The organism is Streptomyces sp. NPDC046939 (genome assembly GCF_040644575.1).
GTDB lineage: Bacteria > Actinomycetota > Actinomycetes > Streptomycetales > Streptomycetaceae > Streptomyces.
Window position 1 is genome coordinate 1 of sequence record NZ_JBEYWV010000032.1, and the last position, 23,825, is coordinate 23,825.

18 protein-coding genes, 1 tRNA gene and 1 pseudogene are annotated in these 23,825 nt (G+C 72.8%); 13 read left to right on the top strand and 7 right to left on the bottom strand.

The features are described from left to right. The 3 genes and pseudogenes from ABZ877_RS29815 to ABZ877_RS29825 form a co-directional block, all read left to right on the top strand. Nucleotides 1-488: pseudogene (locus ABZ877_RS29815) on the top strand (alkaline phosphatase family protein); the annotation flags it as partial. 180 nt (nucleotides 489-668) lie between these two features. After that, entirely contained in the window at nucleotides 669-1,850 is a 1,182-nt protein-coding gene (locus ABZ877_RS29820; protein ID WP_361077203.1) for a sugar phosphate isomerase/epimerase family protein, read from the top strand. A 167-nt stretch (nucleotides 1,851-2,017) separates the two neighbouring features. Continuing rightward, nucleotides 2,018-2,102: transfer RNA gene (locus ABZ877_RS29825), tRNA-Leu, on the top strand. Nucleotides 2,103-2,150: 48 nt separating this feature from the next. Here the strand turns inward: ABZ877_RS29825 and ABZ877_RS29830 are convergent. Beyond that, nucleotides 2,151-3,188 carry a lytic polysaccharide monooxygenase gene (locus ABZ877_RS29830; RefSeq protein WP_361077206.1) on the bottom strand — a complete coding sequence of 346 codons (1,038 nt, stop codon included), beginning with the start codon at nucleotides 3,186-3,188 and terminating at the stop codon, nucleotides 2,151-2,153. A gap of 243 nt (nucleotides 3,189-3,431) precedes the next feature. Continuing rightward, nucleotides 3,432-4,079 carry a TetR/AcrR family transcriptional regulator gene (locus tag ABZ877_RS29835; RefSeq protein ID WP_361077209.1) on the bottom strand — a complete coding sequence of 216 codons (648 nt, stop codon included), beginning with the start codon at nucleotides 4,077-4,079 and terminating at the stop codon, nucleotides 3,432-3,434. Between the two features lie 83 nt (nucleotides 4,080-4,162). Here ABZ877_RS29835 and ABZ877_RS29840 point away from each other — a divergent pair, with 83 nt between their 5' ends. Beyond that, nucleotides 4,163-5,113 (top strand): aldo/keto reductase, encoded by a 951-nt coding sequence (locus tag ABZ877_RS29840; protein WP_361077212.1) that lies wholly within the window; start codon nucleotides 4,163-4,165, stop codon nucleotides 5,111-5,113. A 142-nt stretch (nucleotides 5,114-5,255) separates the two neighbouring features. Here ABZ877_RS29840 and ABZ877_RS29845 read toward each other — a convergent pair whose 3' ends face one another. Continuing rightward, nucleotides 5,256-6,311 carry a biotin/lipoate A/B protein ligase family protein gene (locus ABZ877_RS29845; protein ID WP_361077214.1) on the bottom strand — a complete coding sequence of 352 codons (1,056 nt, stop codon included), beginning with the start codon at nucleotides 6,309-6,311 and terminating at the stop codon, nucleotides 5,256-5,258. Between the two features lie 275 nt (nucleotides 6,312-6,586). On the opposite strand from ABZ877_RS29845, the gene ABZ877_RS29850 reads away from it, so the two are divergent. Beyond that, the gene (locus ABZ877_RS29850; protein WP_361077216.1) at nucleotides 6,587-7,567 is read left to right on the top strand and encodes a GDSL-type esterase/lipase family protein; all 981 of its coding nucleotides are present in this window, start codon (nucleotides 6,587-6,589) and stop codon (nucleotides 7,565-7,567) included. A gap of 125 nt (nucleotides 7,568-7,692) precedes the next feature. Further along, a complete protein-coding gene (locus tag ABZ877_RS29855) occupies nucleotides 7,693-10,806 on the top strand; it encodes a sugar-binding domain-containing protein (protein WP_361077219.1) in 3,114 nt (1,037 codons plus the stop codon). A gap of 197 nt (nucleotides 10,807-11,003) precedes the next feature. On the opposite strand, the gene ABZ877_RS29860 is transcribed toward ABZ877_RS29855, so the two are convergent. Next, nucleotides 11,004-12,089, bottom strand: a complete 1,086-nt coding sequence (locus tag ABZ877_RS29860; RefSeq protein WP_361077220.1) for a type VII secretion protein — start codon at nucleotides 12,087-12,089, stop codon at nucleotides 11,004-11,006. 1,190 nt (nucleotides 12,090-13,279) lie between these two features. Between ABZ877_RS29860 and ABZ877_RS29865 the strand changes: the two genes are divergently transcribed. The 5 genes from ABZ877_RS29865 to ABZ877_RS29885 all read left to right on the top strand — a co-directional run bounded on the left by ABZ877_RS29865 (nucleotide 13,280) and on the right by ABZ877_RS29885 (nucleotide 18,478). Next, on the top strand, nucleotides 13,280-14,953 hold the full coding sequence (locus tag ABZ877_RS29865) for a cytochrome bc complex cytochrome b subunit (protein ID WP_361077223.1): 1,674 nt from the start codon (nucleotides 13,280-13,282) through the stop codon (nucleotides 14,951-14,953). A gap of 81 nt (nucleotides 14,954-15,034) precedes the next feature. Then, nucleotides 15,035-15,805, top strand: coding sequence for an enoyl-CoA hydratase family protein (locus tag ABZ877_RS29870; RefSeq protein ID WP_361077225.1), 771 nt, complete (start codon nucleotides 15,035-15,037; stop codon nucleotides 15,803-15,805). Between the two features lie 56 nt (nucleotides 15,806-15,861). Continuing rightward, nucleotides 15,862-16,668 (top strand): CoA-transferase, encoded by an 807-nt coding sequence (locus ABZ877_RS29875; RefSeq protein WP_361077444.1) that lies wholly within the window; start codon nucleotides 15,862-15,864, stop codon nucleotides 16,666-16,668. Then, nucleotides 16,665-17,417: a CoA-transferase gene (locus ABZ877_RS29880; RefSeq protein ID WP_361077228.1), complete on the top strand. Its 753-nt coding sequence runs from the start codon at nucleotides 16,665-16,667 to the stop codon at nucleotides 17,415-17,417. Before ABZ877_RS29875 ends, ABZ877_RS29880 begins: the two co-directional genes overlap by 4 nt. Then, complete coding sequence (locus ABZ877_RS29885) at nucleotides 17,414-18,478, top strand: nitronate monooxygenase (RefSeq protein WP_361077231.1); 1,065 nt, start codon at nucleotides 17,414-17,416, stop codon at nucleotides 18,476-18,478. The genes ABZ877_RS29880 and ABZ877_RS29885 overlap by 4 nt, the downstream gene beginning before the upstream one ends. A gap of 13 nt (nucleotides 18,479-18,491) precedes the next feature. Here the strand turns inward: ABZ877_RS29885 and ABZ877_RS29890 are convergent, their stop codons facing one another. Together ABZ877_RS29890 and ABZ877_RS29895 are read right to left on the bottom strand one after the other, a co-directional pair. Beyond that, a complete protein-coding gene (locus tag ABZ877_RS29890; RefSeq protein ID WP_361077234.1) occupies nucleotides 18,492-19,649 on the bottom strand; it encodes an acetyl-CoA C-acetyltransferase in 1,158 nt (385 codons plus the stop codon). A 33-nt stretch (nucleotides 19,650-19,682) separates the two neighbouring features. Next, nucleotides 19,683-20,465 (bottom strand): SDR family oxidoreductase, encoded by a 783-nt coding sequence (locus tag ABZ877_RS29895; RefSeq protein WP_361077237.1) that lies wholly within the window; start codon nucleotides 20,463-20,465, stop codon nucleotides 19,683-19,685. A gap of 91 nt (nucleotides 20,466-20,556) precedes the next feature. Between ABZ877_RS29895 and ABZ877_RS29900 the strand changes: the two genes are divergently transcribed. Then, nucleotides 20,557-21,711 carry an acyl-CoA dehydrogenase family protein gene (locus ABZ877_RS29900; RefSeq protein ID WP_361077447.1) on the top strand — a complete coding sequence of 385 codons (1,155 nt, stop codon included), beginning with the start codon at nucleotides 20,557-20,559 and terminating at the stop codon, nucleotides 21,709-21,711. Further along, nucleotides 21,711-22,661, top strand: coding sequence for an acyl-CoA dehydrogenase family protein (locus ABZ877_RS29905; RefSeq protein WP_361077240.1), 951 nt, complete (start codon nucleotides 21,711-21,713; stop codon nucleotides 22,659-22,661). Before ABZ877_RS29900 ends, ABZ877_RS29905 begins: the two co-directional genes overlap by 1 nt. Here ABZ877_RS29905 and ABZ877_RS29910 read toward each other — a convergent pair. After that, nucleotides 22,652-23,785 carry a serine hydrolase domain-containing protein gene (locus ABZ877_RS29910; RefSeq protein ID WP_361077243.1) on the bottom strand — a complete coding sequence of 378 codons (1,134 nt, stop codon included), beginning with the start codon at nucleotides 23,783-23,785 and terminating at the stop codon, nucleotides 22,652-22,654. The two genes, ABZ877_RS29905 and ABZ877_RS29910, sit on opposite strands and share 10 nt — an antisense overlap. Between the last annotated feature and the right edge of the window lie 40 nt (nucleotides 23,786-23,825).

Sequence of the window (23,825 nt, forward strand, 5' to 3'; positions counted from 1 at the left end):
AGGACCTCGACGCCACCCGCGCCGCCCTCGCCGACCTGCCCGGCATCGAACGCCTCCTCGACGACCAGGGCAAGAAGGAACACCACCTCGACCACGAGCGCGCCGGAGAGTTCGTCGCCATCGCGGAGCCCGACGCCTGGTTCACGTACTACTACTGGCTCGACGACGCCCGCGCCCCCGACTTCGCCCAGCTCGTCGAGATCCACCGCAAACCCGGCTACGACCCGGTCGAACTGTTCATGGACCCCTACGACCCCTACGTCAAGGTCAAGGCCGCGTCCGCGCTCGCCCGCAAGAAGCTCGGCATGCGCTACCGCATGGCGGTCGTACCGCTCGACCCCTCACCTATTCGCGGCAGCCACGGCCGCCTCCCCACGAGCGACGACGAAGGTCCGCTCATCATCAGCTCCACCCCCCACGCACTTCCCGGCCGGGTCCCGGCCACCCAAGTGAAATCGCTGCTGCTCGACCTGGCCGGGCTGGGCTGAGACCGGGACACTCCTCGGCCAGACCCGCCCCGACCAGGACCGGTTACAGAGAGTGAAGCACACGCGACGGACAACACGCCAGTAGTTCCCCCGCTTCCTCTCCCACCTCCTCTCCCACCCCTTCGTTTCTCACCGATCCGCTTCCCACCGCTTTCCACCACACGTCGAAGAGAGGCACCCGTGACCGACTTCCAGGACACCCCCACCGACGAGGCCCTCAGGCAGCGTCTCGGTGTCGACCGCCGCCGCTTCCTCAGCACCTGCACCGCCGTCGCCGCGGGCGCGATCGCCGCGCCCGTCTTCGGCGCCTCGCCCGCCTTCGCCCAGGCGCACCACGGGGGTGGCCACGGGCACGAGCACGGCCACGGCGGTCACGGCCGCGGCAGCGAACTGGTGCCCGCGCACAAGCGCGGCATCATCCTCTACACCGTCCGCGACGCCACCGGCCGCGACCCGCTCTCCACCGACCTGCCCTCCGGCTTCCGCGAGGTCTTCAAGGAACTGGCCCGCTACGGCTACAAGCAGGTCGAGTTCGCCGGGTACGGCCAGCACGCCAACGCCCCCGGCGGCGCCAGTCTCGAATCCGTCGCGGGCGCGAAACTCCTGCGCTCCTGGCTCGACGAGTACGGTCTGCGCGCCCAGGGCAACCACGGCTTCATCCCGTCGTCCTGGCCGCTCACCACGGCCGACCTCGACACGTTCAAGAAGCACCTGGAGATCGCCAACATCCTCGGCATGGCCCACATGGGCACCGGCGGCGACCCGACCGGCAGCTCCTACAAGGCGGACTGGGACGTCGCGGCCGACAAGTGGAACACGCTCGGCGACATCGCCCGCAAGGCCGGCATCAAGCTCTACACCCACAACCACGACGCGGCGTACGGCTTCCTGCTCGACGGCGGCCCGCTCGACGCCCAGGGCCGCCCGACCCGCAGCTCCGGCATCCGCAAGCTGGAGTACTTCCTCAAGGTCACCGACCCGAAGGCGGTCTGGCTGGAGATGGACGTCTTCTGGGCGCACGTCGCCCAGTACAAGTTCCACACCTACACCGCCCACGACGGCTCCCGGCGGGAGAAGATCTTCGACCCGGCCGGTCTCGTCGTCCGCCACAACAAGCGCTACCCGCTCTTCCACGCCAAGGACGGCACGCGCAACGAGACGAGCGGCGAAGGCTACGACATGGGCGTCTTCGGTGAGGGCGTCATCGACTACCGCACCTTCTTCAGCCGCGTCGGCGAGAAGAACTACCGCAACCCCATGGTCGAGCAGGACAACGCGCCCAGCTCCACGGATCTCGGCCAGTCCCTGAAGTACGCCAGGATCGGCTACGAGAACCTGGCGGCCCTGCGCAAGAAGCGCTGAGCGCGGGTACGGCGCGACGGGGCCGTCCGGTGACGGCCCCGTCACTCCTCGTAGAAATGTAAAGCCGCAGGTCACCCGGGTCGGATACGCAGGTGAAAGGCACTGCGAAACCTTGGTATTGTTGTCCATGTCGCCGCGGGGAACACCCCGCGAACGGCAGACACCTTGTCCGGGTGGCGGAATGGCAGACGCGCTAGCTTGAGGTGCTAGTGCCCTTTATCGGGCGTGGGGGTTCAAGTCCCCCCTCGGACACAGATGGAATCCCCAGGTCGCATCAGCGACCTGGGGATTCTTGTGTGATCAGCGCTCGTCCGTACGCGACCTGCGCAGCCGCAGGTGCAGGACCGTGCCGCCGAGCAGGGCGACCGCGCCGGTGGCCGCGAGCGTGCCGGCCTTGTTGAGGGTGGACGCGGCGTTCTCCTCCGACGGGACGGACGAGGCGGAGGTGACGGATGAAGCCGCTGAGTCGGACGCGGTCGTCACTGCCCCCGTCCCCGTCCCCGTCCCCGTCTCTGTCCCCTTCGCCGCCGTCGCGTGATGCGCCGCGTGGTCGGCGTGCGCCGCGCCGACCTGTGTGGCGGCCTCGACGTCCACCGACCGCGCGGCGCTCGACAAGCCGGTGACCTCGCCGTTGCCCCCGTCGAAGACGATGTCCGAGCAGGAGAAGAAGTTCTCCTGGCTGTCGGAGCGGACCCACTGCACGAACATCATGTGGCGGCCGGTGCGCTGCGGCAGTTGCAGGTTCCAGTAGTAGTGGCCCGCCTCCGTGCCCGGGCCGCCGCTGCTGGGCGGGTTCGTGACGGTCTGCACCTGTTCCAGGTCCGCCCAGCGCAGGGGCTGCGCCGCATCGAACCCCTGCTTGGTGACGTACACCCGGAACGAGCCCGGGTGGTGCGCCCAGTTGCTGTACTTCACCTGGATCGTGGCGCCCGCCGTCAGATGGGTGACCGGCCAGTCGGTGCGGGCGGCGTTGTACGGGGAGAAGTTGTACGGGCTGCGGTCGCCGGCGCTGCACAGCTTGCCGTCGGCGACGTAGCCCTGCCCGCGGCCGCCCGCGTTCGAGTCGAGCACCGCGAACCAGTTGTAGAGCGGGGTGGTGCCCGCCGACTGCACGGCCGCCTTGCAGGCGGGGTTGGCCGGCATCTGGGTGGAGGAGTGGGCGAGCAGGTCCTTGTAGCAGAGGTACGTACGGGATCCGGGCGTCACCGCCACGCCGTGCGCCTCGGCCGGGCCGGGGAAGGCGAGCACGGCCGCCGCGGCCGTACCCAGGGCTCCGGCGAGTGCGGCGGCTCTGGCCGAGCGGCGGACCGGGCGGTGTGCCGAGCGGGAAACAGTCATGGAACGTCTCCTTCGGGGGTCTCGGAGTTTCCGATGAGCGGCTCGGTCGGTGGTCGCCGCCGACGCCCCGAAGGTTGCCGCTTGTTGCGAGATTTTCCCGAGAAACTTTCGATCCGACCGGGGGTCCGGCTGGGGCGGGGTCAAGGTCTCCGTCAGGCCCCCGGCCAGAACCCTGGTCGGGGTTGCGGTCAGAGGCCGGTCAGGCGCTGGTCAGCTGTCGGTAAGGCCCCGGCCGGACTCTGGTCAGGCAGGTGTCCTGCGCAGCGCGTCCACCACCAGGCCCTGCAACCGTGCTGTCTTCTCCGGGCAGTTGACCGCCGTAGTGGAAAGGAAGATTCCGAGCAGCATCAGTGTGACCTCCCCGGCCTCCACGTCCGCCCGCAACGTGCCCGCCCGTACCCCGGCGTCGAGGATCAGCGCGATCGCGGCGGTGATCCGTTCCCGGGTGGCCGGGGTGGCGATGGTGCCCGCGGCCCAGCCCGCGCGCAGCGTGTCCGACATGCCGCGCTTGGTCGCGCAGAAGGCGGCGTACCGCTCGACCCAGGCGCGCAGCGCGGCCTCGGGTGGAAGCTCGGCGAGGAGCGCGGGCGCGCTGTCGACCACGGCGTCCAACTCGGCGGAGTACAGAGCCTCGACCAACGCCTCGCGGGTGGGGAAGTGGCGGTAGAGCGTGCCGATGCCGACCCCGGCCTCGCGGGCGATGGCGTCGAGGGGTGCGGCCCCGTCCGACGCGGCGAAGGCGGCGCGGGCGGCGGCCAGCAGCTTCTCGCGGTTGCGGCGGGCGTCGGCGCGGGGCGCCCGCTTGCCCCCTGCGGACCCGGTGGGCCCGGTGGGCCCGGACTCAAGGGCTCCCGCGGACGCGGGCGGCTCGGCGGAATCAGGCGCGGTCAAAGCGGAGGCCCTCCGTTTAGTGGTACGGTCGCAATAACGGAGTCCCTCCGTTTACCCCATCGTCTCACGAGGGCGGAACCGTCATGCCTGCCACTGCCTCCAGCGACCGCTCCGACCAGCTCACCGCCACCGGCGCCCGCCGCGCCGGCGGCCCCGGCACCCTCGCCGGCCGCACCGTCTCCCGCGTCGGCTTCGGCGCCATGCAGCTCGAACGGCTCCGGGACGACCGCGCCGCCGCCGTCGCACTGCTGCGCCGCGCCGTCGAGCTCGGCATCGACCACGTCGACACCGCCCACTTCTACGGCCACGGCTTCGTCAACGAGGTGATCGCCGAGGCGCTGCGCCCCGAGGACGACGTGCTCCTCGTCAGCAAGGTCGGCGCCGAACCCGCGCACGACGGACCCCTGCCGCTCCGCCTCGCCCAGCGGCCCGAACAGCTTCGGGCCCAGGTCGAGGACAACCTCAAGAGCCTCGGCCTCGAACAAGTGCCGCTCGTCAACCTGCGCCGCGCCGACACCGGCCCCGGGCTGCGCGCCGAGGGGGACCAGCTCGTCCCCATGGAGGACCAGCTCGCCGTGCTGGCGGAGCTGCGCGACGAGGGCAAGATCGGCGCGATCGGTGTCAGCAACGTCACCGCCGACCAGTTGCGCACGGCGCTCCCCGTGGGCGTCGCCTGTGTGCAGAACGCCTACAGTCTCGTGGCGCGCGGCGACGAGGACATGCTGCGGCTCTGCCTGGACGAGTCCATCGCCTGGGTGCCGTACTTCCCGCTCGGCAGCGCCTTTCCGGGCATGCCGAAGGTGACGGACGAGCCCGCCGTCGTCGAAGCCGCGCGCGGTCTGGGCCGCACCCCGGCCCAGACCGGCCTCGCCTGGCTGCTCCACCACGCGCCGAACGTGCTGCTCATCCCGGGCACCGCCGACCCGGAGCACCTGCGGGCCAACGTCGAGGCGGGCGCGATCGCCCTCGACGCGGCGACGCTGGCCGCGCTCGACGCCGTACCGACGCGCTCCGGGGACATCGAGCTCCACTGACCCGCGCTCCGGCGCACCGGGCGGCCCTTGAGCGTCTGCCCCCTTCGCGTCGCTTTCGGGCGCGGCGTTCATCGTGGTTGCTCGCGCAGTTCCCCGCGCCCCTGGAGCGCGCTCAGCCAAGGCGCACCTGTTGGTCGCGTCGCTACGGCACCCGCGCCGTCCACTCCCGCGTGCCGAACTTCGTCCGCACCAGTTCCTCCGCGCGGGCCATCTCCGACTCCGTCACCCGGCCCTCGGAGAGCCCGTAGCGGGCGCGGAAGGAGTCGATCATGCGGGTGATGACCTCCTCGCGCGGCAGGCCGGTCTGCCGGCGCAGGGGGTCGACGCGCTTCTTGGCGCTCTTCGTGCCCTTGTCGGAGAGCTTCTCCTTGCCGATGCGCAGCACCTCGACCATCTTGTCGGCGTCGATGTCGTAGGACATGGTCACGTGGTGCAGGACGGCACCCTGCCCCGCCACGATCCGCTTCTGCGCGGCGCCCGCGACCTTGCCGATGTCGGTGGCGATGTCGTTGAGCGGCTGGTACCACGCCTTGATGCCCATGTCGCCGAGGGCTTCGAGCACCCAGTCGTCGAGGTAGGCGTAGGAGTCCTGGAAGGAGAGGCCCGAGACCAGGGACTCGGGCACGGCGAGCGAGTACGTGATCGTGGACTTCGGCTCGGCGAACATGGCGCCGCCGCCGGAGATCCGCCGCACCACGGTGACGCCGTGGCGGCCTGTGCCCTCGGCGTCCACCTCGTTGCGCAGGGACTGGAAGCTGCCGATGATCACGGCGGGGCGGTCCCACTCCCACACGCGCAGGGTCGGCGGGCGGTGTCCGAGCGCGACCTCCTCGGTCATCACCTCGTCGAGCGCCATGTGCAGGACGGGGGACTGCGGGGCGTCGTGGATGAGCTGCCAGTCGTAGTCCCGCCAGTCGGTGGCCTGGGCGAGCGCCCGGCGTACGGCCGTCGCGACGCCCTCGGTGGTCAGGCCGAGCATGACGGTGCCGGGCGGCAGCGCCGCCTCGACGCGGGCGGCGAGCGCCGCGTGATCGGCATCGGCCGGGGCGCCCTCAAGAGCGGTGTTGATCGCCAGGAGCGCGTCGTCCGGCTCCAGGAAGAAGTCGCCCGCCACGCGGACGTCGCGCAGGACGCCGTCCGCCACCTCGACATCGACGACGACGAGCTTGCCGCCCGGAATCTTGTACTCACCGTGCACTGTGCGCCGCCTTTCCGCTGTCGCGGGGTTCCGGGTCCGCGACGCCCCGCCGTCTGCGGGGTCCTGAATCCGCGGCGTCGGGCCGCCGCGGGTGGTCCGTGCCCGCCGCGCGGGCCGCGTACCTCATTGCGGGCAACGCTATCCGGAAGCCGGACATTCCGATCAGCCGCACCCCCGGCGCCCGGCGCCCTGCTTCTCGTACGTGACCGGACAGGCCCTTGTGAAGGGCGGGGCGGCGGGGTGGACTGCACCTAGCCGACCCCCGGGGGTGCGCGATGAGGGAGTACGTGCGGGGCGTCGCCTGGTGGGCGCCGGACGGCAGACCCGTGCGGGCCGACCCCGCTGACCGGGACCGGCTGCCGGGGGACACGTGGGAGCGGGCCCGGACACCGGCCGGGGTCCGTCTCGCGTTCACGGCGCACGGCGTCACGGCGGTCGAGGTCGCGTACGAGGCGGGCGAGCCGGCGGAGTCGGACGTCGGCCGGGGCCTGCCCGCCGTCTTCACCGTGATCGGCGGCGTGGACGTACGGGCACGGACCACCCCGGGCCCGCACGTCGCCCGGCTCCCGCTGCCGCGCCCCGACGGCGTGTACACCGTCCAACTCCCGGAACACCTGCGCCCGTTGATCCACGACGTACGACCGCTCGGCGGCGGCACGCTCGAACCCGCCCCGCGCCGTCCGCGCTGGCTCGTGTACGGGGACGCGCTCGTCGAGGGCTGGGCGGCGACCCGGCCGCACTTCGGCTGGCCGTCCGTCGCCGCGCGGATGCTGGGCGTCGAGGACGTCAACCTCGGCTACGCGGGCGCGGCGCGCGGCGAACTCGCCTCCGCGCGGCAGATCGCCGCACTCGACGCGGACCTCGTGACGGTCGCGTTCGGCACGGACTGCTGGACCCGTACGCCGCACTCGGCGCCGCAGCTCCACGAGACGGTCCGCGCGTTCCTCGCCGTCGTCCGGGCGGGCCACCCGCACACCCCGCTGCTCGTGGTCTCCCCGGTGCTCCGCCCGGACGCGGAAGCGGCGCCGAACGCGCTCGGCGCCACGCACGCGGACGTCCGGGACGCGATAGAGCGGGCGGCGCGTGACATCGCCGCCGAGAGCGGTGACAAGGACCTTTATCTGCTCCCCGGCGGCGCGCTCCTCACCGCGGACCACCTGGTGGACGGGGTCCACCCGGGCGACCGCGGGCATCTGCTGCTCGCCCGCGCGGTGGCGGAGAAGCTCACCGGCGTCGGGGCGGCGGCACGGAGCTGATTTCGCAAGGCCCTTGACTATTGACTGTCCTGAGCCGAAGGATCCCTTCCGCACGCCAGTTGCTTTCTGGTGAAACCTGTTGTGCGACCTGTTTGAAGTCTGTTCGCTTCGAGGGGATCCCGCTCATGCCTGTCACCCGTAGATCCGTGCTGGCCGCGAGCGCGGCCAACTCCGTCGCCGGAGCACTCGCCGCGCCCTCGGCCGCCCACGCCGCCGAGCGCACCGGCACGGTCGGCCGCCGCACGGTTGAGCTGACGGACGACTGGCGCTTCGCGCTCGTCGACCCGGGCGGCATCGCCGACCCGACCGGCGCCTACACCGACGCCGAGCAGGCCGGGTTCGACGACTCGAAGTGGCGCACGGTCGCGATTCCGCACGACTGGAGCATTGAGCAGACCCCGACCACTGAGCACCACACGACCAGCGGCACGGGCTTCCTGCCGGGCGGACTCGGCTGGTACCGCAAGGCGTTCACCGTGCCGCGCGGCTGGGCGGGCAAGCGGATCTCCGTCGAGTTCGACGGCGTCTACATGGACGCGAACGTCTACGTGAACGGCCGGCTCGTCGGCAACCACCCCTACGGCTACACCGGTTTCGCCCACGACATCACCGACCTCGTGCACACCGACGGCCGCACCCCCGACGTCCTCGCCGTCGAGGTCCGCAACCGGCTGCCCAGCAGCCGCTGGTACTCCGGCAGCGGCATCTACCGCCACGCCCGTCTCGTCGTCACCGAGCCGGTGCACGTCGAGCGCTGGGGCACGTTCGTGACCACGCCCGACCTGGCCGCGACCCTGAACAGGGGCTACGCGACGGTCGACGTTCGCACCTCAGTGGTGAATGACGGGACGGACGGGAACGCGCCGGACGTCACCGTCGTCTCCACCGTCCGCGACCCGAAGGGGCGGCGCGTCGGCCGGACGGAGTCCGTGGTCGAGGCGGTCGGAGGCAGCGGTGCCACGGCACACCACGAGATACGTGTGCGCGCACCTCGGCTCTGGTCCGTCGACACCCCCGGACACCGCTACACCCTCGTCACCGATCTGCGTGTGAACGGCCGCACCGTCGACACGTACCGCACCCGCTTCGGCATCCGCCACGCCGTCCTCGACCCGGAACAGGGGCTGTCCCTCAACGGCACCCATATGAAGATCAAGGGCGTCGACCTCCACCACGACCTCGGCGCGCTCGGCGCCGCCGTCCACCCCGACGCCGTACGCCGCCAGTTGAGCATCATGAAGAGCATGGGCGTCAACGCCCTGCGCACCTCGCACAACCCGCCCGCGCCCGAGGTGATCGAGGCGTGCGAGGACCTCGGCCTCATCATGCTGGTCGAGGCGTTCGACTGCTGGCACACCGGCAAGAACACCTACGACTACGGCCGCTTCTTCGACGCGCACAGCGACGCCGACATCGCCGAGATGGTGCGCGCCGCCCGCAACTCACCGGCCGTCCTCATGTGGTCCATCGGCAACGAGATCCCCGACTCGACCCGCACCGAGGGCATCGCCATCGCCCAGCGCCTCGTCGACGACATCAAGGCCCTCGACACGACGCGGCCGATCGTCATCGGCTCCGACAAGTACCGCTCGCTGCCCGCCCCCGGATCGCCCGCCGACCTGATCCTGGCCAAGCTGGACGGCCTCGGCCTGAACTACAACACCGCCGCCTCCGTCGACGCGCTGCACGCCCGCTACCCGCACCTGTTCCTCTTCGAGTCCGAGTCGTCCTCGGAGACGTCGAGCCGGGGCACGTACCAGGAGCCGCAGCACCTCAACACCGGCGAGAACCACACGCCGGGACGGCGCGCCACCTCCAGCTACGACAACAACCTCGCCTCCTGGACGATGAGCGGCGAGTACGGCCTGAAGAAGGACCGCGACCGGCGCTTCTTCGCGGGCGAGTTCCTGTGGTCCGGCATCGACTACATCGGCGAGCCGACCCCGTACGACGTCTTCCCGGTGAAGGCGTCGTCCTTCGGCGCGGTCGACACCGCCGGGTTCCCGAAGGACATGTACCACCTGTTCCGCAGCCAGTGGACCGACGAGCCGATGGTGCACCTGCTGCCGATGGACTGGACGACGTACGAGCCGGGCGAGGAGGTGGAGGTGTGGGCGTACGCGAACGTCGCGGAGGTCGAGCTGTACCTCGACGGCCGATCACTGGGCGTGCGTTCGTTCGACCGCAAGACGACGCTCGACGGGCGGGCGTACCTGGAGACCACGGAGGCGACCGGCGACGACAAGACCGTCACCTCGGGCCCGTACCCCGGCAGCTACACCAGCCCGAACGGCAGTGCGGGCAAGCTGCATCTGACCTGGAAGGTGCCGTTCGCCCCCGGCGAGCTGCGGGCGGTCGCGCGGCGGAACGGCAAGACGGTCGCCACGGACGTCCTGCGCACCGCGGGGAAGCCGCACGCCGTACGGCTGACAGCCGACCGGAAGACGGTCGCGGCGGACGGGCGCGCCCTGGCCTTCGTGACCGCCGAGATCGTCGACGCGCGCGGGGTCGCCGTGCCCGACGCCGAACACCTCATCGAGTTCGCCGTCGCGGGCGGCTCGCTGGCCGGTGTCGACAACGGCCGGCAGGAGAGCGCCGAGCGCTACCAGGCGAGCACACGCACCGCCTTCCACGGGCTCGCGCTCGCGATCGTCCGCTCGGGCACGAAGCCGGGCGCGCTCACCGTCACCGCGCGGGCGAAGGGGCTGCGCGCCGGGAAGGTCTCCGTGCGGGTGACCGGCCCGGCCGGATCGCCCGTCACTCCGGCTACGAGGTTCGAGCCCGGCCCGGGGCCGGGGGCGCCCACCCACCCGCAGGCGGACGCCAGTTACTCGGGCGCCCCGGACACCCTGCCCGCCGCCATGCTCGACGGCGACCCGGCCACGCAGTGGTCGAACGCCTTCCAGAAGGCCGCGACCGCCCTGCTGCCCGCCTTCGACGGGGCCCGGCCGCGCGACTGGGTCTCCGTGGAGTGGGAGCGGGAGCGGACCATCGGCCGGGTCGAGGTCTCCTTCACGGTGGACGCCCGGCACACGCTGCCCGAGTCGGTGACGGTGTCGGTGGGGGACACGACCGTGCGGGACGTCGACATCGCCTGGGCGGCGGCCTCCGGTGAACCGACCGTCATCACCTTCGACGCCGTAGGCGGCAGCCGCGTCCGGCTCGACCTCGCGAGCAGCGCGCCCGGCAGGAGGGAAGGGGCGGTCGGGATCAGTGCGCTCGATGTGTCCGCGTCATGACGCGGAGGGCTGACCGCCGACCGTCAGCGGCATCCGTGACACGGACACGGTGCGGCACGTCACGCCGCAGACCGTCAGGGACACCCGGCCGCGTCCGCCCCTCCGTCTGCGAGGAGGTCGGAGCGGCGGACGAACGGGCCAGGGCCACCTTCGCGTACGACGCGCAGGGCCGCTGAACCCTGTCGGCGGGCGGGCGGTCACATGCGGACCGCCCGCTGCACCGCCTCGGCCGCCAGACGGGCGGCCTCGCGCCGGGTCGCCGCGGCGAGCATCTCCGTCTGGATCGGGCCGCCCGCCGCGAGATGCCGGTCATAGGGCAGGTGGACGACGCCGACGCCCGTCTCCCGGATGTGGGCGGTCGCCGCGGCCAGGTCCAGGTTCTGGTCCGGGGCGCCGGACGTGAGCGCGACGACGGTCGTCGGCAGCGTGGAGTGCGGCAGGTTGCCGAGCCAGTCCAGGACGACACGGGTGCCGCCGACGCCCTCCGCCGTCATCGGGGCGACCACGATCCGGGCGTGCGCCGTGTCCATCGCCGTACGGGCCACATCGCCCGGCAGCGTCTCGCAGTCCACCACCGTCATCGCGAAGTGACGGCGCAGCGCGAGAGTCACGCCGCGGTAGGTGGGGACGTCGAGCGGGGGGCCTACGCGGCCCTGGCTCGCGGGGAGCAGCCAGCCGCCGTCCGGGAGCGGGACCAAGTAGCCCGTGATGTCGAGGAGAGGCATCGACGGGGTCAGGATCCGGGCCAGTTCACCGGCCGACCAGCGCACCGACTGGGCGCCGAGGCGCACCGCGAGCGTGCCCAGGGCGGCGTCCGCCTCCAGGGCCAGTACGGGGTCCTGGCGGACGCGTTGCAGTGTGCGGGCGACCAGCGCGGCGGTCGTCGTCTTGCCGACGCCGCCCCTGATCGAGGTCACGGCGATGACCCGGCCCTTCGTCACCGGGTGCTGCAACTCCCGCACCCAGGGCGCCTCTTCGCCCGCCGCCTGCGCCGACGACCTGGCGATCCGCCGCAACGACTGCCCCGACCGCCGCGCCAGGGAGTCCCCGTGCGGCGGCTTCCCACTGGCCTGGGCGAGCCGCGGATCGACGGTGAGAACGGGCTCCGGCGCGGGAAAGGCGATCTCCGTGCTGGGGCGCGGGCGGATGGCCGGGGCGGCGGTCGGGGGTGGTGGTGGCGCAGTGACGGTTGTGCTGGTGCGCGGCGCTGGTGGCAGGGGGCTCGCTTCATACCCCGGAAGCGGCCTGGGGGTGGTGTCGACGGGGGGTGGGGGTGCGGTCACCGGTGTACGGGGCTGGGGTTGGGGTTGGGCCGGGGGTGAGTCCTGGGGGGCCGGTTCGTGGAGGGTGGCCAGGGCTGAGGTGGGCGGGGGCGTGGCAGGGGCCGAGTTCTGAGGGGTACTGGGCTCCGAGGCGGACGCGGGCGGGACAGTGGCGGGCCCATGAGGTGCGGCCGGGGAGTTCGAGGCGGCCTGGGGCGCGACAGTGCCGGTCGCTTCCGCTGTGGCCGGGGTCCGGTCCGCCAGGGCGCTCGCGTCCGTGCCGGGGGCGGGTGGAGTAGTCGGGCGCGGCGCTTTCGGGGCCCGCTTGCGGCGGACCGTGCCGGGGTTCGGACGGGACACGTCGCGGCGCCGTACGGGAAGCGGGGCCTTCGCCGGATCCGGGGGTACGGCCGGCCCGGCGGCGGGCTCCGTCGGCACCGGGTCCGACAGCGCAGGGTTCTCCGCGCCGTTCCGCACCGGGCGTGTGGCCTGCGGAACGGGGGCTGCGTTGTTCCCCGCCTGGACCGCGCTCGGCGGCTCCGCGTTGGTTTCCGCCTCCGCCGGGGCCGAAGACGCGGCGGCGTTCTCCGGGGCCCCTGCGGCCAGTGGCTCGGCAAGCGGCGGCGCCGGTGCTGCCGTGGCGCCCTCCACCGGAGCCGCCGGCGACGCGGTTACCCCCGTAGCGGACCCCGCCGAAGGCGAAGGCGCAGGCGCAGGGTTGTCCGCGAGGCCCGCGGCCAGTGCCCCCGCGTCGCTCTCGGCCCGCGGCGGTGACGCCGGTGTCTCCGCAGCGCCCCCCGCCGAAGGCGAAGGCGCGGGCACTTTCATACCGGCCCCCGCCGAAGGCAACGGCCCCGCGCTATCCCCGGCCCCCGCGGTCGACAGTTCCGGCTTCATGGGTGATGGGTTCATCGGGATCACCGGGTCCCGCGGGTCGTCGCCCGCGACGGCTGGTGCGGAGCCGGCATCGTCGCCCCCACGTCGAACATCATCGGCAGACCCCCGGACTGAGGCGATTCGCCTTCACTCGCGCCTTCTGCGGCCCCCTGTGGACCACCTGCCGCGAAAGCCTATATCCCCGCGCCGTTGGCACCGGGATCAGTCACCGGCTCACCCCCGGCTGCCGCGCCGTGCCGACCCCTGTCCGCCGTCCCGCCCGCGCTCTACCCTGAGGCCTGTCCGCGCCTCACCGGGCTTCGAGGGGGAGTCGCATGAGCGACGGCAGCGATGACGACAGGGACGGCGGCGGAGGCGGGCGTGCGCATCCCCCGGGCAGGGGGGAGCGCCTCGCGGACTGGGCGGACGGCCGGCTGGGGCTCTACCAGTTGGCCAAGTCCCAGGTGCGGAAGGTCTTCCCGGACCACTGGTCGTTCATGTTCGGCGAGATCTGCCTCTACAGCTTCATCATCCTCATTCTCACCGGCACCTATCTGACCTACTTCTTCGAGCCGAGCAACGCCGAGGTCGTCTACAACGGCTCGTACGAGCCGCTCAAGGGCATCCTGATGACCCGGGCGTACGAGTCGACGGTCGACATCAGCATGGACGTGCGCGGCGGTCTGCTGATCCGGCAGATGCACCACTGGGCCGCGCTGGTCTTCGTCGCGGGGATGCTCTGTCACATGATGCGGGTCTTCTTCACGGGCGCGTTCCGCAAGCCCCGCGAGGTCAACTGGCTGTTCGGCTGGACCTTGCTGATGCTCGGCATCGTCACCGGCCTGACGGGCTACTCGCTCCCCGACGATCTGCTCTCCGGCACCGGTCTGCGCTTCTCGCAGGGCGCGATCCTGTCGGTGCCGATCGTCGGCACGTATCTGTCGTTCTTCCTCTTCGGCGGGGAGTTCCCCGGGGAGGACTTCATCTCCCGGCTCTACCCGGTCCACATCCTGCTGCTGCCGGGCATCATGCTGGGCCTGGTCGCGGCCCATCTGATCCTGGTCTTCTACCACAAGCACACCCAGTTCGCGGGCCCGGGCCGCACGGAGCGGAACGTGGTGGGCGCGCCCTTCCTGCCGGTCTACGTGGCGAAGGCGGGCGGCTTCTTCTTCCTCGTCTTCGGGGTGCTCGCCTTCATGGGGGCGGTCGCCACGATCAATCCGGTGTGGGCGTTCGGCCCGTACCAGACGCATCTCGTGACGACGGGCGCGCAGCCCGACTGGTATCTGGGCTTCTCCGAGGGGCTCATCCGGGTGATGCCGGGATGGGAGATCAACCTCTGGGGGCATACGTTACAACTGGGCGTGTTCCTCCCGTTCATGTTGTTCCCGCTGGTCATGACGCTGATCGCCGTCTATCCGTTCGTGGAGGCGTGGATCACGGGCGACCGGCGCGAGCACCATCTCGCGGAGCGCCCGCGCAACCGGCCCGTCCGCACCGGTCTCGGCGTCGCCTGGCTGTCGCTGTACTGCGTGCTCCTGATCGGAGGAGGCAACGACATCGTGGCTCTGCGCTTCCATCTCTCCATCAACGCCATCACGTGGGCGGTGCGGATCGGCTTCTTCGTCGTCCCCGCGCTCGCGTTCTTCGTCACCAAGCGGATCTGCAACGGGCTGCAGCGCCGTGACCGCGAGAAGTCCCTGCACGGCCGCGAGTCCGGCACGATCAAGCGGCTGCCGCACGGCGAGTACATCGAGGTCCACGAGCCGCTGAGCCGCGCCGAGTTGTACAAGCTGAACCTGCATGAGCAGCCGAAGCCGTACGAACTCGGGCCGCGGGTCGACGAGAACGGGGTGGCGCGCAAGTTCACCGTGCGCCAGCGCGTCCGCGCGCGTCTCGCCAAGGCGATGTACGGGCCGGGCACGTACGTGCCGAAGGCGACCGTGGAGGAGTACCGGGCGCTGCACGCCGGCTGGCACGAGTCCGAGCGGGACACGTCGGCCCGCTGACGCCACCGCCTGTTCCCCCTGGGCCGACGCTGCTACCTTCCCACCTAACAAATGTTTGGTCGGAAGGTGGCGGAGTCGCCGATGCCCGTCTCTCTCACGTACGCGGACACCTCTCCCTCGGAACGCGCCGTCGCCGTCGTCGACGTGGACTACGCCCCGGTCAACGCCCTGCCCGTACAGGGCTGGCACGACCTCGCCGACGCCGTGCGCGCGGCGGGCCGCGACCCCGGTGTGCGCTGCGTCGTGCTCACCGCGACCGGCCGCGGCTTCAACGCGGGCGTCGACATCAAGGAGATGCGGCGCGACAGCGGCCACACGGCCCTCATCGGCGCCAACCGGGGCTGCGCCGCCGCCTTCGCCGCCGTGTACGAGTGCGAGGTGCCGGTGATCGCCGCCGTGCAGGGGTTCTGCCTCGGCGGCGGCATCGGGCTCGTGGGGAACGCCGACGCGATCGTGGCGAGCGACGATGCCACGTTCGGCCTGCCCGAGCTGGACCGGGGCGCGCTCGGCGCCGCCACGCACCTGGCCCGTCTCGTCCCGCAGCACCTGATGCGCGCCCTCTACTACACCTCGCGCACGGTCACCGCCACGGAGCTGCACACGCACGGGGCGGTGTGGAAGGTGGTCCCGCGCTCCGAACTCCGCACGGAAGTAATGGAGTTGGCGGGGGAGATCGCCCGCAAGGACGGCACCCTGCTGCGGCTCGCCAAGGCCGCGCTCAACGGCATCGACCCCGTCGACGTACGCCGCAGCTACCGCTACGAGCAGGGGTTCACCTTCGAGGCGAACCTCAGCGGCGTCGCCGACCGGGTCCGCGCCGCCTTCGGCGCCGCGCCTGAGGAGAGCCGGTGAACGGCACCGGCAAGGTCCTCGGCGCCGACGACGTGGCCGCACGGCTGCGCAGCGGCATGGTGCTCGGCATCGGTGGCTGGGGCTCGCGCCGCAAGCCCATGGCGCTGGTGCGGGCCCTGTTGCGCAGCGACGTCACCGACCTCACCGTCGTCTCCTGCGGCGGCCCCGACGTGGGCCTGCTCGCCGCCGCCGGGAAGGTCCGCAGGCTGGTCGCACCGTTCGCCACCCTCGACTCCATCCCCCTCGAACCGCACTTCCGCGCCGCCCGCGAGCGGGGCCGCATCGAGCTGACGGAGATCGACGAGGCGATGTTCCTGTGGGGGCTGCGCGCCGCCGCGAACCGGCTGCCGTTCCTGCCGGTCCGCGCGGGCCTCGGCTCGGACGTCATGCGCGTCAACCCCGAGCTGCGGATTGTCATTTCGCCGTACGAGGACGGGGAGACGCTCGTCGCGATGCCCGCCCTGCGCCTGGACGCGGCCCTCGTCCACCTCAACCGCGCGGACCGGCGCGGCAACGGCCAGTACCTCGGCCCCGACCCGTACTTCGACGACCTCTTCTGCTCGGCCGCCGACGCCGCGTACGTGTCCTGCGAGCGGATCGTGGACAGCGCCGAACTCGCCAAGGGCGGGCCGCCGCAGTCCCTCCTCGTCCAACGACACCGCGTCACCGGCGTCGTGGAGGCCCCGAACGGCACGCACTTCACGTCCTGCGCGCCCGACCACGACCGCGACGAGGCGTTTCAGAAGCTGTACGCGACCACGCCGTTCGAGGAGTTCCGCGCGCGCTTCCTCGCCGGGGACGAGCGGGCGTACCAGGAGGCCGTCGAGGCGTGGCGGCGCGAGCGGGACGGGGCGGACCGATGAGCGGCGGCGACGGCACCGCGACCGCCACCCGCGCCGAACAGTGCGTGATCGCCTGCGCCGAGGCGTGGCGCGGCGACGGCGAACTGCTCGCGAGCCCCATGGGTCTGATCCCGGGCATCGGGGCGCGACTCGCGCGGCGCACGTTCGCCCCGGACCTGCTGCTCACGGACGGCGAGGCCATGCTGATCGGCCCCGACGGGGAGCGCGAGGGCTGGCTGCCCTACCGCCGCCACCTCGAACTGGTGACGAGCGGGCGGCGGCACGTGATGATGGGCGCGAGCCAGCTCGACCGGTACGGCAACCAGAACATCTCGTGCATCGGCGACTGGCACCGGCCGACCCGCCAGCTGCTCGGGGTGCGCGGAGGCCCCGTCAACACCCTCAACAACCCTACGAGTTACTGGGTGCCCAGACACTCCCGGCGGGTCTTCGTGGAGAAGGTCGACATGGTGTGCGGTGTCGGCCACGACAGCGCCGCCGCGGCCGGGCCGTCGGCGACCCGCTTCCACTGCTTGCGGCGCGTCGTCACCGACCTGGCCGTCCTCGACTTCGACACCCCGGACCGCACGCTGCGGCTCGCGTCCCTGCACCCCGGCGTCACGGTCGCGGACGTGCGCGAGGCGACCGGGTTCGCGCTGACGCTGCCCGACGAGATCCCGTACACCCGGGAGCCGACGAGCGAGGAGCTGAGGCTGATCCGCGAGGAGCTCGACCCGGACGGGCTTCGCCACCGTGAGGTGCCCGCGTGAGCGGCCCCGCCTTCCGGACGGCCCTGACCGACCTCACCGGCGCGCGCCACCCGCTCGTGCAGACCGGCATGGGCTGGGTCGCCGGGCCCCGGCTCGTCTCCGCCACCGCCGCCGCCGGGGCGCTCGGCATCCTCGGCTCGGCGACGATGACCACCGGCCAACTCCGCAACGCCGTACGGGAGGTGAGGGGCCGGACCGATCAGCCCTTCGGGGTCAATCTGCGGGCCGACGCCGGGGACGCGCGGGAACGCGTACGGATCATCGTCGACGAAGGCGTGAAGGTGGCGTCGTTCGCGCTCGCGCCGTCGCGGGAGCTGATCGCCGAGCTGAAGGACGCGGGGGTCGTCGTCATCCCCTCCGTCGGGGCGCGCAGGCACGCGGAGAAGGTCGCGGCGTGGGGCGCCGACGCCGTCCTCGTCCAGGGCGGCGAGGGCGGAGGGCACACGGGGGACGTGGCGACCTCCGTGCTGCTGCCGCAGGTCGTCGACGCCGTCGGCATCCCCGTGATCGCCGCGGGCGGGTTCCGCGACGGGCGCGGGCTCGTCGCCGCGCTCGCCCTCGGCGCCGCCGGAATCGCCATGGGCACCCGCTTCCTGCTCACCTCCGACTCGACCGTGCCGGACGCCGTGAAGGCCCGCTACCTCGCCGCCGACGTCAGGGACATCACCGTCACCACCGCCGTCGACGGCCTGCCGCACCGGATGCTGCGCAGCGAACTCGTCGCCGGGCTCGAACGCGCGGGGCGGCCCGCCGCGCTGCTGCGGGCGGTGCGCCACGCGGCCTCGTTCCGCGAGGTGTCCGGGGTGAGCTGGGCGCGGATGGTCCGTGACGGGCTCGCCCTGCGGCGCGGCAAGGACCTCACCTGGAGCCAGGTGCTGCTCGCCGCCAACACGCCGATGATGCTCAAGTCCGCGCTGGTGGACGGCGATCCGCGCGGCGGTGTCATGGCCGCCGGGCAGGTCGCCGGGGTCATCAACGACCTGCCGTCGTGCCAGGAGCTGGTCGACCGGATCATGGCCGAGGCGAGCCGGACCCTGGAGCGGCTGCGGCCGTCGGCCTGAACGGGCGGACGGTTCACAGGCGCTCGATGATCGTGACGTTCGCCTGGCCGCCGCCCTCGCACATGGTCTGGAGCCCGTATCTGCCGCCCGTGCGCTCCAGTTCGTGCAGCAGCGTCGTCATCAGCTTCACGCCGGTCGCGCCGAGCGGGTGGCCGAGGGCGATCGCGCCGCCGTTGACGTTGACCTTCGCCGGGTCGGCGCCGGTCTCCTTCAGCCAGGCGAGGACGACCGGCGCGAACGCCTCGTTGATCTCCACCAGGTCGATCGCGTCGAGCGACAGGCCGGTCTTCTTCAGCGCGTACGCGGTCGCCGGGATCGGCGCGGACAGCATGCGGATGGGGTCCTCGCCGCGTACGGAGAGATGGTGGACCCGGGCCCGGGGCGTCAACCCGTGTTCGCGCACCGCCCGTTCGGAGGCGAGGAGCATCGCCGCCGCGCCGTCCGACACCTGCGAGGAGCAGGCCGCCGTGATCGTGCCGCCCTGGAGGACGGGGGCGAGCGCCGCCATTTTCTCCAGGCTCGTGTCGCAGCGCGGGCCCTCGTCGACGGTGACGCCGCCGTAGGGGACCGTCTCGCGCGTGAAGCGGCCGTCGTCGATGGCGCGGACCGCCCGCTGGTGCGATTGCAACGACCACTCCTCCATGGCCTGCCGGGAGATCGACCACTTCTCGGCGATGAGCTGCGCGCCGTGGAACTGGTTGACGGGGCGGGTGCCGTAGCGGGCCCGCCAGCCCTCGCTGCCCGCGAACGGGCCCTCCGTCAGGCCCAGCGGCTCGGCCGCGAGCCGGGAGGCGAACGCGATCGGGACCATCGACATGTTCTGCACGCCGCCCGCGACCACCACGTCCTGCGTGCCGGACAGCACGCCCTGCGCGGCGAAGTGCACGGCCTGCTGCGAGGAGCCGCACTGCCGGTCGACCGTCACGCCCGGCACCTCCTCGGGCAGCCCCGCCGCGAGCCAGGAGGTGCGCGCGATGTCTCCGGCCTGCGGCCCGACCGCGTCGAGGCAGCCGAACACGACGTCCTCCACGGCGGCCGGATCGACGCCGGTGCGCCGCATGAGTGCCGTCAGCACGTGCGCGCCCAGGTCGGCCGGGTGCACGGCGGACAGTCCGCCCCCGCGCCGGCCCACCGGGGTGCGCACGGCGTCCACGATGTACGCCTCGGGCATGATCGACTCCATTCCAGTGTCGAGGAGGGACGGCTATGCGTGCCGGTCGCTGACGGAGAGCACCTCGCCCGTCAGGTACGAGGAGTAGCCGCTGGCCAGGAACACGATCACGTTGGCCACCTCCCACGGCTCGGCGTACCGGCCGAACGCCTCGCGCGACGTCAGCTCGGCGAGCAGCTCCGGCGAGGTGACCTTCGCCAGGTGCGGGTGCATGGCGAGGCTCGGCGCGACCGCGTTGACCCGGACGCCATGGGGCGCCGCCTCGACGGAGGCGCAGCGCGTCAGCGCCATCACGCCCGCCTTCGCGGCGGCGTAGTGCGCCTGCCCGGCCTGGGCCCGCCAGCCCAGCACGGAGGCGTTGTTGACGATGACACCGCCGCGGCCCGCCGCCTTCATCCGGCGCAGGGCGGCGCGGGTGCAGCGGAACGTGCCCGTCAGCGTCACGTCGACGACCTTCGCCCACTGCTCGTCGGTCATCTCGGTCAGCTCGGCGGTGCCGCCGAGCCCCGCGTTGTTCACGACGACGTCCAGGCCGCCGTGGGCCTCATCGGCCAGCGTGAACAGGGCCCGCACCTGGTCCTCGTCGGTGACGTCGCACGGGGCGCCGGTCACCCGGTCCGGGCCGAACTCCTTGGCCAGCGTCTCGACGGTCTCGGCGGTCCGCCGCGCGTGCGCGTCCCCGACGACGACGCGGGCGCCCTCCTCCAGGAAGCGGCGGGCCGTCGCGCCGCCGATGCCCGCCCCTGCGGCGGCGGTGACCACGGCGGTGCGGCCGGTGAGGAGGCGGTGGCCGGGCTCGTACGGCGGCGGGCTCATACGCGTGCCTCCGGTCTCCGGTGTCGACGGGCGTCGGCGCTGGCGGCTAATCTACCAAACAGTTGTTAGGTGAGAAGGGGGTGTGGACCCGGTGGACCTGACGATCGGCGCCGACGACGCGGCGTTCCGGGAACGAGCGCGCGACTGGCTCGCCGCGCACGTGCCGGACGAGCCGCTGCCCTCCCTGGAGACCGAGGAGGGGTTCGCCGCGCACCGCACGTGGGAGCGCGAACTGGCCGCCGACCGCTGGTCCGTCGTCTCCTGGCCCGAGCGGTACGGGGGCCAGGGGGCCGGGCTCGTACGGTGGCTGCTGTTCGAGGAGGCGTACTACGCGGCCGGGGCGCCGGGCCGCGTCACGCAGAACGGCATCCACCTGCTCGCCCCGACCCTGTTCGACCACGGCACCGAGGAGCAGCGGGACCGGATCCTGCCGCCCATGGCGCGCGGGGAGACGGTGTGGGCGCAGGCGTGGTCCGAACCGGAGGCGGGTTCGGACCTGGCCTCCCTGCGGTCGACAGCCGCGCGCGTCCCGGGCGGCTGGGTGCTCAACGGCCAGAAGACGTGGTCGTCCCGGGCGGCCTTCGCGGACCGCGCCTTCGGACTCTTCCGCAGCGACCCCGCCACGGCGCGGAGCGCCGCGCCGCACCGCGGCCTCACCTCCCTCATGTTCGACCTGCGCGCGCCCGGCGTCACCGTCCGTCCGATCCCGCGCCTCGACGGGAAGCCCGCCTTCGCGGAACTCTTCCTCGACGACGTGTTCGTGCCCGACGCCGACGTCATCGGCGAGCCGGGGCAGGGCTGGCGCATCGCGATGTCAGCGACCGGCGACGAGCGGGGGCTGACGCTGCGGTCGCCGGGCCGGTTCCTCGCGGGCGCGCGGGAGTTGGCGCGGCAGTGGCGGGTGGGCGGCGACCCCGCCGACACCGCGCTCCGTGACCGCGTCGCCGACGCCGTGATCGGCGCCCGCGCCTATGAACTGTTCACCTGGGCGCACGCCTCCCGCGCCCTGGAGGGGGAGGACATGGGGGCGGAGTCCAGCCTGAACAAGGTGTTCTGGTCGGAGCTGGACGTGGCGCTGCACGAGACGGCGCTCGATCTCGACCCGGGCGCGAGCTGTCTGGGGGACGGCCCCTGGGCCGAGGGGTACGTCTTCTCCCTCGCCGGGCCGCTCTACGCCGGCACGAACGAGATCCAGCGCGACATCATCGCCGAGCGCCTGCTCGGCCTGCCGAAGGGGCGGCGCTGATGCGGTTCCTCCTCGACGCCGAGCAGCGTGACTTCGCCCGCACGCTCGACACGCTGCTCACCAAGTCGGACGTGCCGGCGGCGGCCCGCGCCTGGGCCGGGGGCGACTTCGCGCCCGGCCGCGCCCTGTGGCGTCGGGTCGCCGCACTCGGCGTCTTCGCCCTGGCCGCCCCGGAGGGGTATCCGGTGGAACTGGCGCTGGTCTGCGAGCAGTTGGGGAGGCATGCCGTTCCGGGCCCGTACGTCGAGTCCCTGGCGGCGGCCGCCCTGTGCGCCCGTCTCCTCGGCAGCCCGGACGGGGACGGGGAAGCCCTCGTCACGCTCGCTCTGCCCGGGAGCGGCCCCTACGTCCTGGACGCCGACGCCGCCGAGCGGCTGCTGGTCGTGGAGCTCGGTGACACCTGGACCCTGCGCCTCGCCCCCGGCCACGGCCCCGTGCACCCCGGGCTCGATCCCGCGCGCCGGTACGCCCGGCCCCTGCCCGGCGGTGAGCGGCTGGCGGACGGACCGTCCGTGCGGGACGCCGCCGCGCACGCCGCTGCCCTCGCCCGGCTCGCCACCGCCGCGCAGGCCCTCGGGGCCGGGCGGGCGCTGCTCGACCGGACCGTGGACCATGTGCGGCGGCGGACGCAGTTCGGGGTGGCGGTCGGCACCTTCCAGGCGGTCAAGCACCGGCTCGCCGACACCCTCGTCGCGCTGGAGTTCGCCCGGCCGCTGGTGTTCGGCGCGGCGGTGACCATGCGCCCCGCCGACCTCGCCGCCGCCAAGGCCGCCGCGGGCGAGGCGGCGTACACCGCGGCCCGTACCGCGCTGCAACTGCACGGCGCCGTCGGGTACACCGCCGAGTACGACCTGAGCCTGTGGCTGATGAAGGCGCGGGCGCTGCGCGACGCGTGGGGGACGCCGGGGGAGTGCCGGGCCCAGGTGCTCGACTCAGGTGCTCACCACTGAGCCGCGTACGCCCAGAAGTCCCGCATGATCGGCGGCAGCGGGGACGGTCCCGTGAGGGAGAGCTGGGTCAGCAGGATCTCCACCGTGCCGGTCGACGGGGTGAGGTGGGCGGCCGTGCCCATGCCGCCGACCCAGCCGTAGCGGCCCGGCACGTTCCACGGCTCGCGGCGCTCGACGTCGACGGCGCCGCCGTAGCCCCAGCCCGCGCCGAGCGTGAACAGCTCGGCGGCCGCGCGCTGCTTTGCGGTGAGGTGGTCGGTCGTCATCCGGCGCACGGACGCGGGCGAGAGCACGGGGGCGCCGTCCGCGAGCAGCATGCGGGCGAACGCCCACAGGTCGTCGGCGGTGGAGACGAGCCCGCCCGCGCCGGAGGGGAACGCGGGCGGGCTGCTCCACTGGCCGTCGGGGGTGTCGACGCGCTCGGCACCCCCGTCGGCCGTGGGGATGTAGCAGTTGGTGAAGCGCGGCAGTTTCGCGGCCGGGACCGAGAAGCCGGTGTCGCGCATGCCGAGGGGCTCGAAGATCCGCTCGGCGAGGAAGTCCGGCAGCGACTGGCCGGTGACCCGTGAGATCAGGACACCCTGGATGTCGGAGCAGGTGTTGTACAGCCATGCCTCACCGGGCTGGTGGAGCAGCGGGACGCGGGCGAGCGCCGCCAGCCAGGTGTCCGGCTCGGGCAGGCGCTGCGGGTCGTGCGGGTCCATCAGCGCGAAGACCGGCCGCACCGCGGGGAGGCTGAAGTCGGACGGGTAGCCCCAGCCCGCGCGGGACGTGAGCAGGTCCTCGACGGTAATGGGGCGGTGTGCCGGGACCACGTCGTCGACCGGGCCCGCCGGGTCCCGTACGACCACGGGCTCGGCCAGCTCGGGCAGCCAGCGGCCGATCGGCGCGTCGAGGGCGAGGCGGCCCTCGTCCACCAGGATCATCACGGCCGCCGCCGTGACCGGTTTGGTGAGGGAGGCGACGCGGAAGATCGAGTCGCGGGCGAGCGCCGTCGTGGCCTCGGTGTCCGCGTGGCCGACGGCCGTGACCTCGGCCCGGTCGCCGCGGGCGACGAGGCCCACGGCTCCGGGCACCGGCCCCTTCGTGACGTGCGGGGTCAGGACTTCCTGCAGAGCGGACATCGGGGTCACCCTCCTGGGCCGGTATGGCAGGTGTTGTGAA

Excerpts from the sequence above, each read along its gene's own strand:
- ABZ877_RS29830 (WP_361077206.1), bottom strand. The coding sequence starts at position 3,188 with ATGACTGTTTCCCGCTCGGCACACCGCCCGGTCCGCCGCTCGGCCAGA.
- ABZ877_RS29840 (WP_361077212.1), top strand. The coding sequence starts at position 4,163 with ATGCCTGCCACTGCCTCCAGCGACCGCTCCGACCAGCTCACCGCCACC.
- ABZ877_RS29850 (WP_361077216.1), top strand. The coding sequence starts at position 6,587 with ATGAGGGAGTACGTGCGGGGCGTCGCCTGGTGGGCGCCGGACGGCAGA.
- ABZ877_RS29855 (WP_361077219.1), top strand. The coding sequence starts at position 7,693 with ATGCCTGTCACCCGTAGATCCGTGCTGGCCGCGAGCGCGGCCAACTCC.
- ABZ877_RS29865 (WP_361077223.1), top strand. The coding sequence starts at position 13,280 with ATGAGCGACGGCAGCGATGACGACAGGGACGGCGGCGGAGGCGGGCGT.
- ABZ877_RS29870 (WP_361077225.1), top strand. The coding sequence starts at position 15,035 with ATGCCCGTCTCTCTCACGTACGCGGACACCTCTCCCTCGGAACGCGCC.
- ABZ877_RS29875 (WP_361077444.1), top strand. The coding sequence starts at position 15,862 with ATGGTGCTCGGCATCGGTGGCTGGGGCTCGCGCCGCAAGCCCATGGCG.
- ABZ877_RS29880 (WP_361077228.1), top strand. The coding sequence starts at position 16,665 with ATGAGCGGCGGCGACGGCACCGCGACCGCCACCCGCGCCGAACAGTGC.
- ABZ877_RS29890 (WP_361077234.1), bottom strand. The coding sequence starts at position 19,649 with ATGCCCGAGGCGTACATCGTGGACGCCGTGCGCACCCCGGTGGGCCGG.
- ABZ877_RS29895 (WP_361077237.1), bottom strand. The coding sequence starts at position 20,465 with ATGAGCCCGCCGCCGTACGAGCCCGGCCACCGCCTCCTCACCGGCCGC.
- ABZ877_RS29905 (WP_361077240.1), top strand. The coding sequence starts at position 21,711 with ATGCGGTTCCTCCTCGACGCCGAGCAGCGTGACTTCGCCCGCACGCTC.
- ABZ877_RS29910 (WP_361077243.1), bottom strand. The coding sequence starts at position 23,785 with ATGTCCGCTCTGCAGGAAGTCCTGACCCCGCACGTCACGAAGGGGCCG.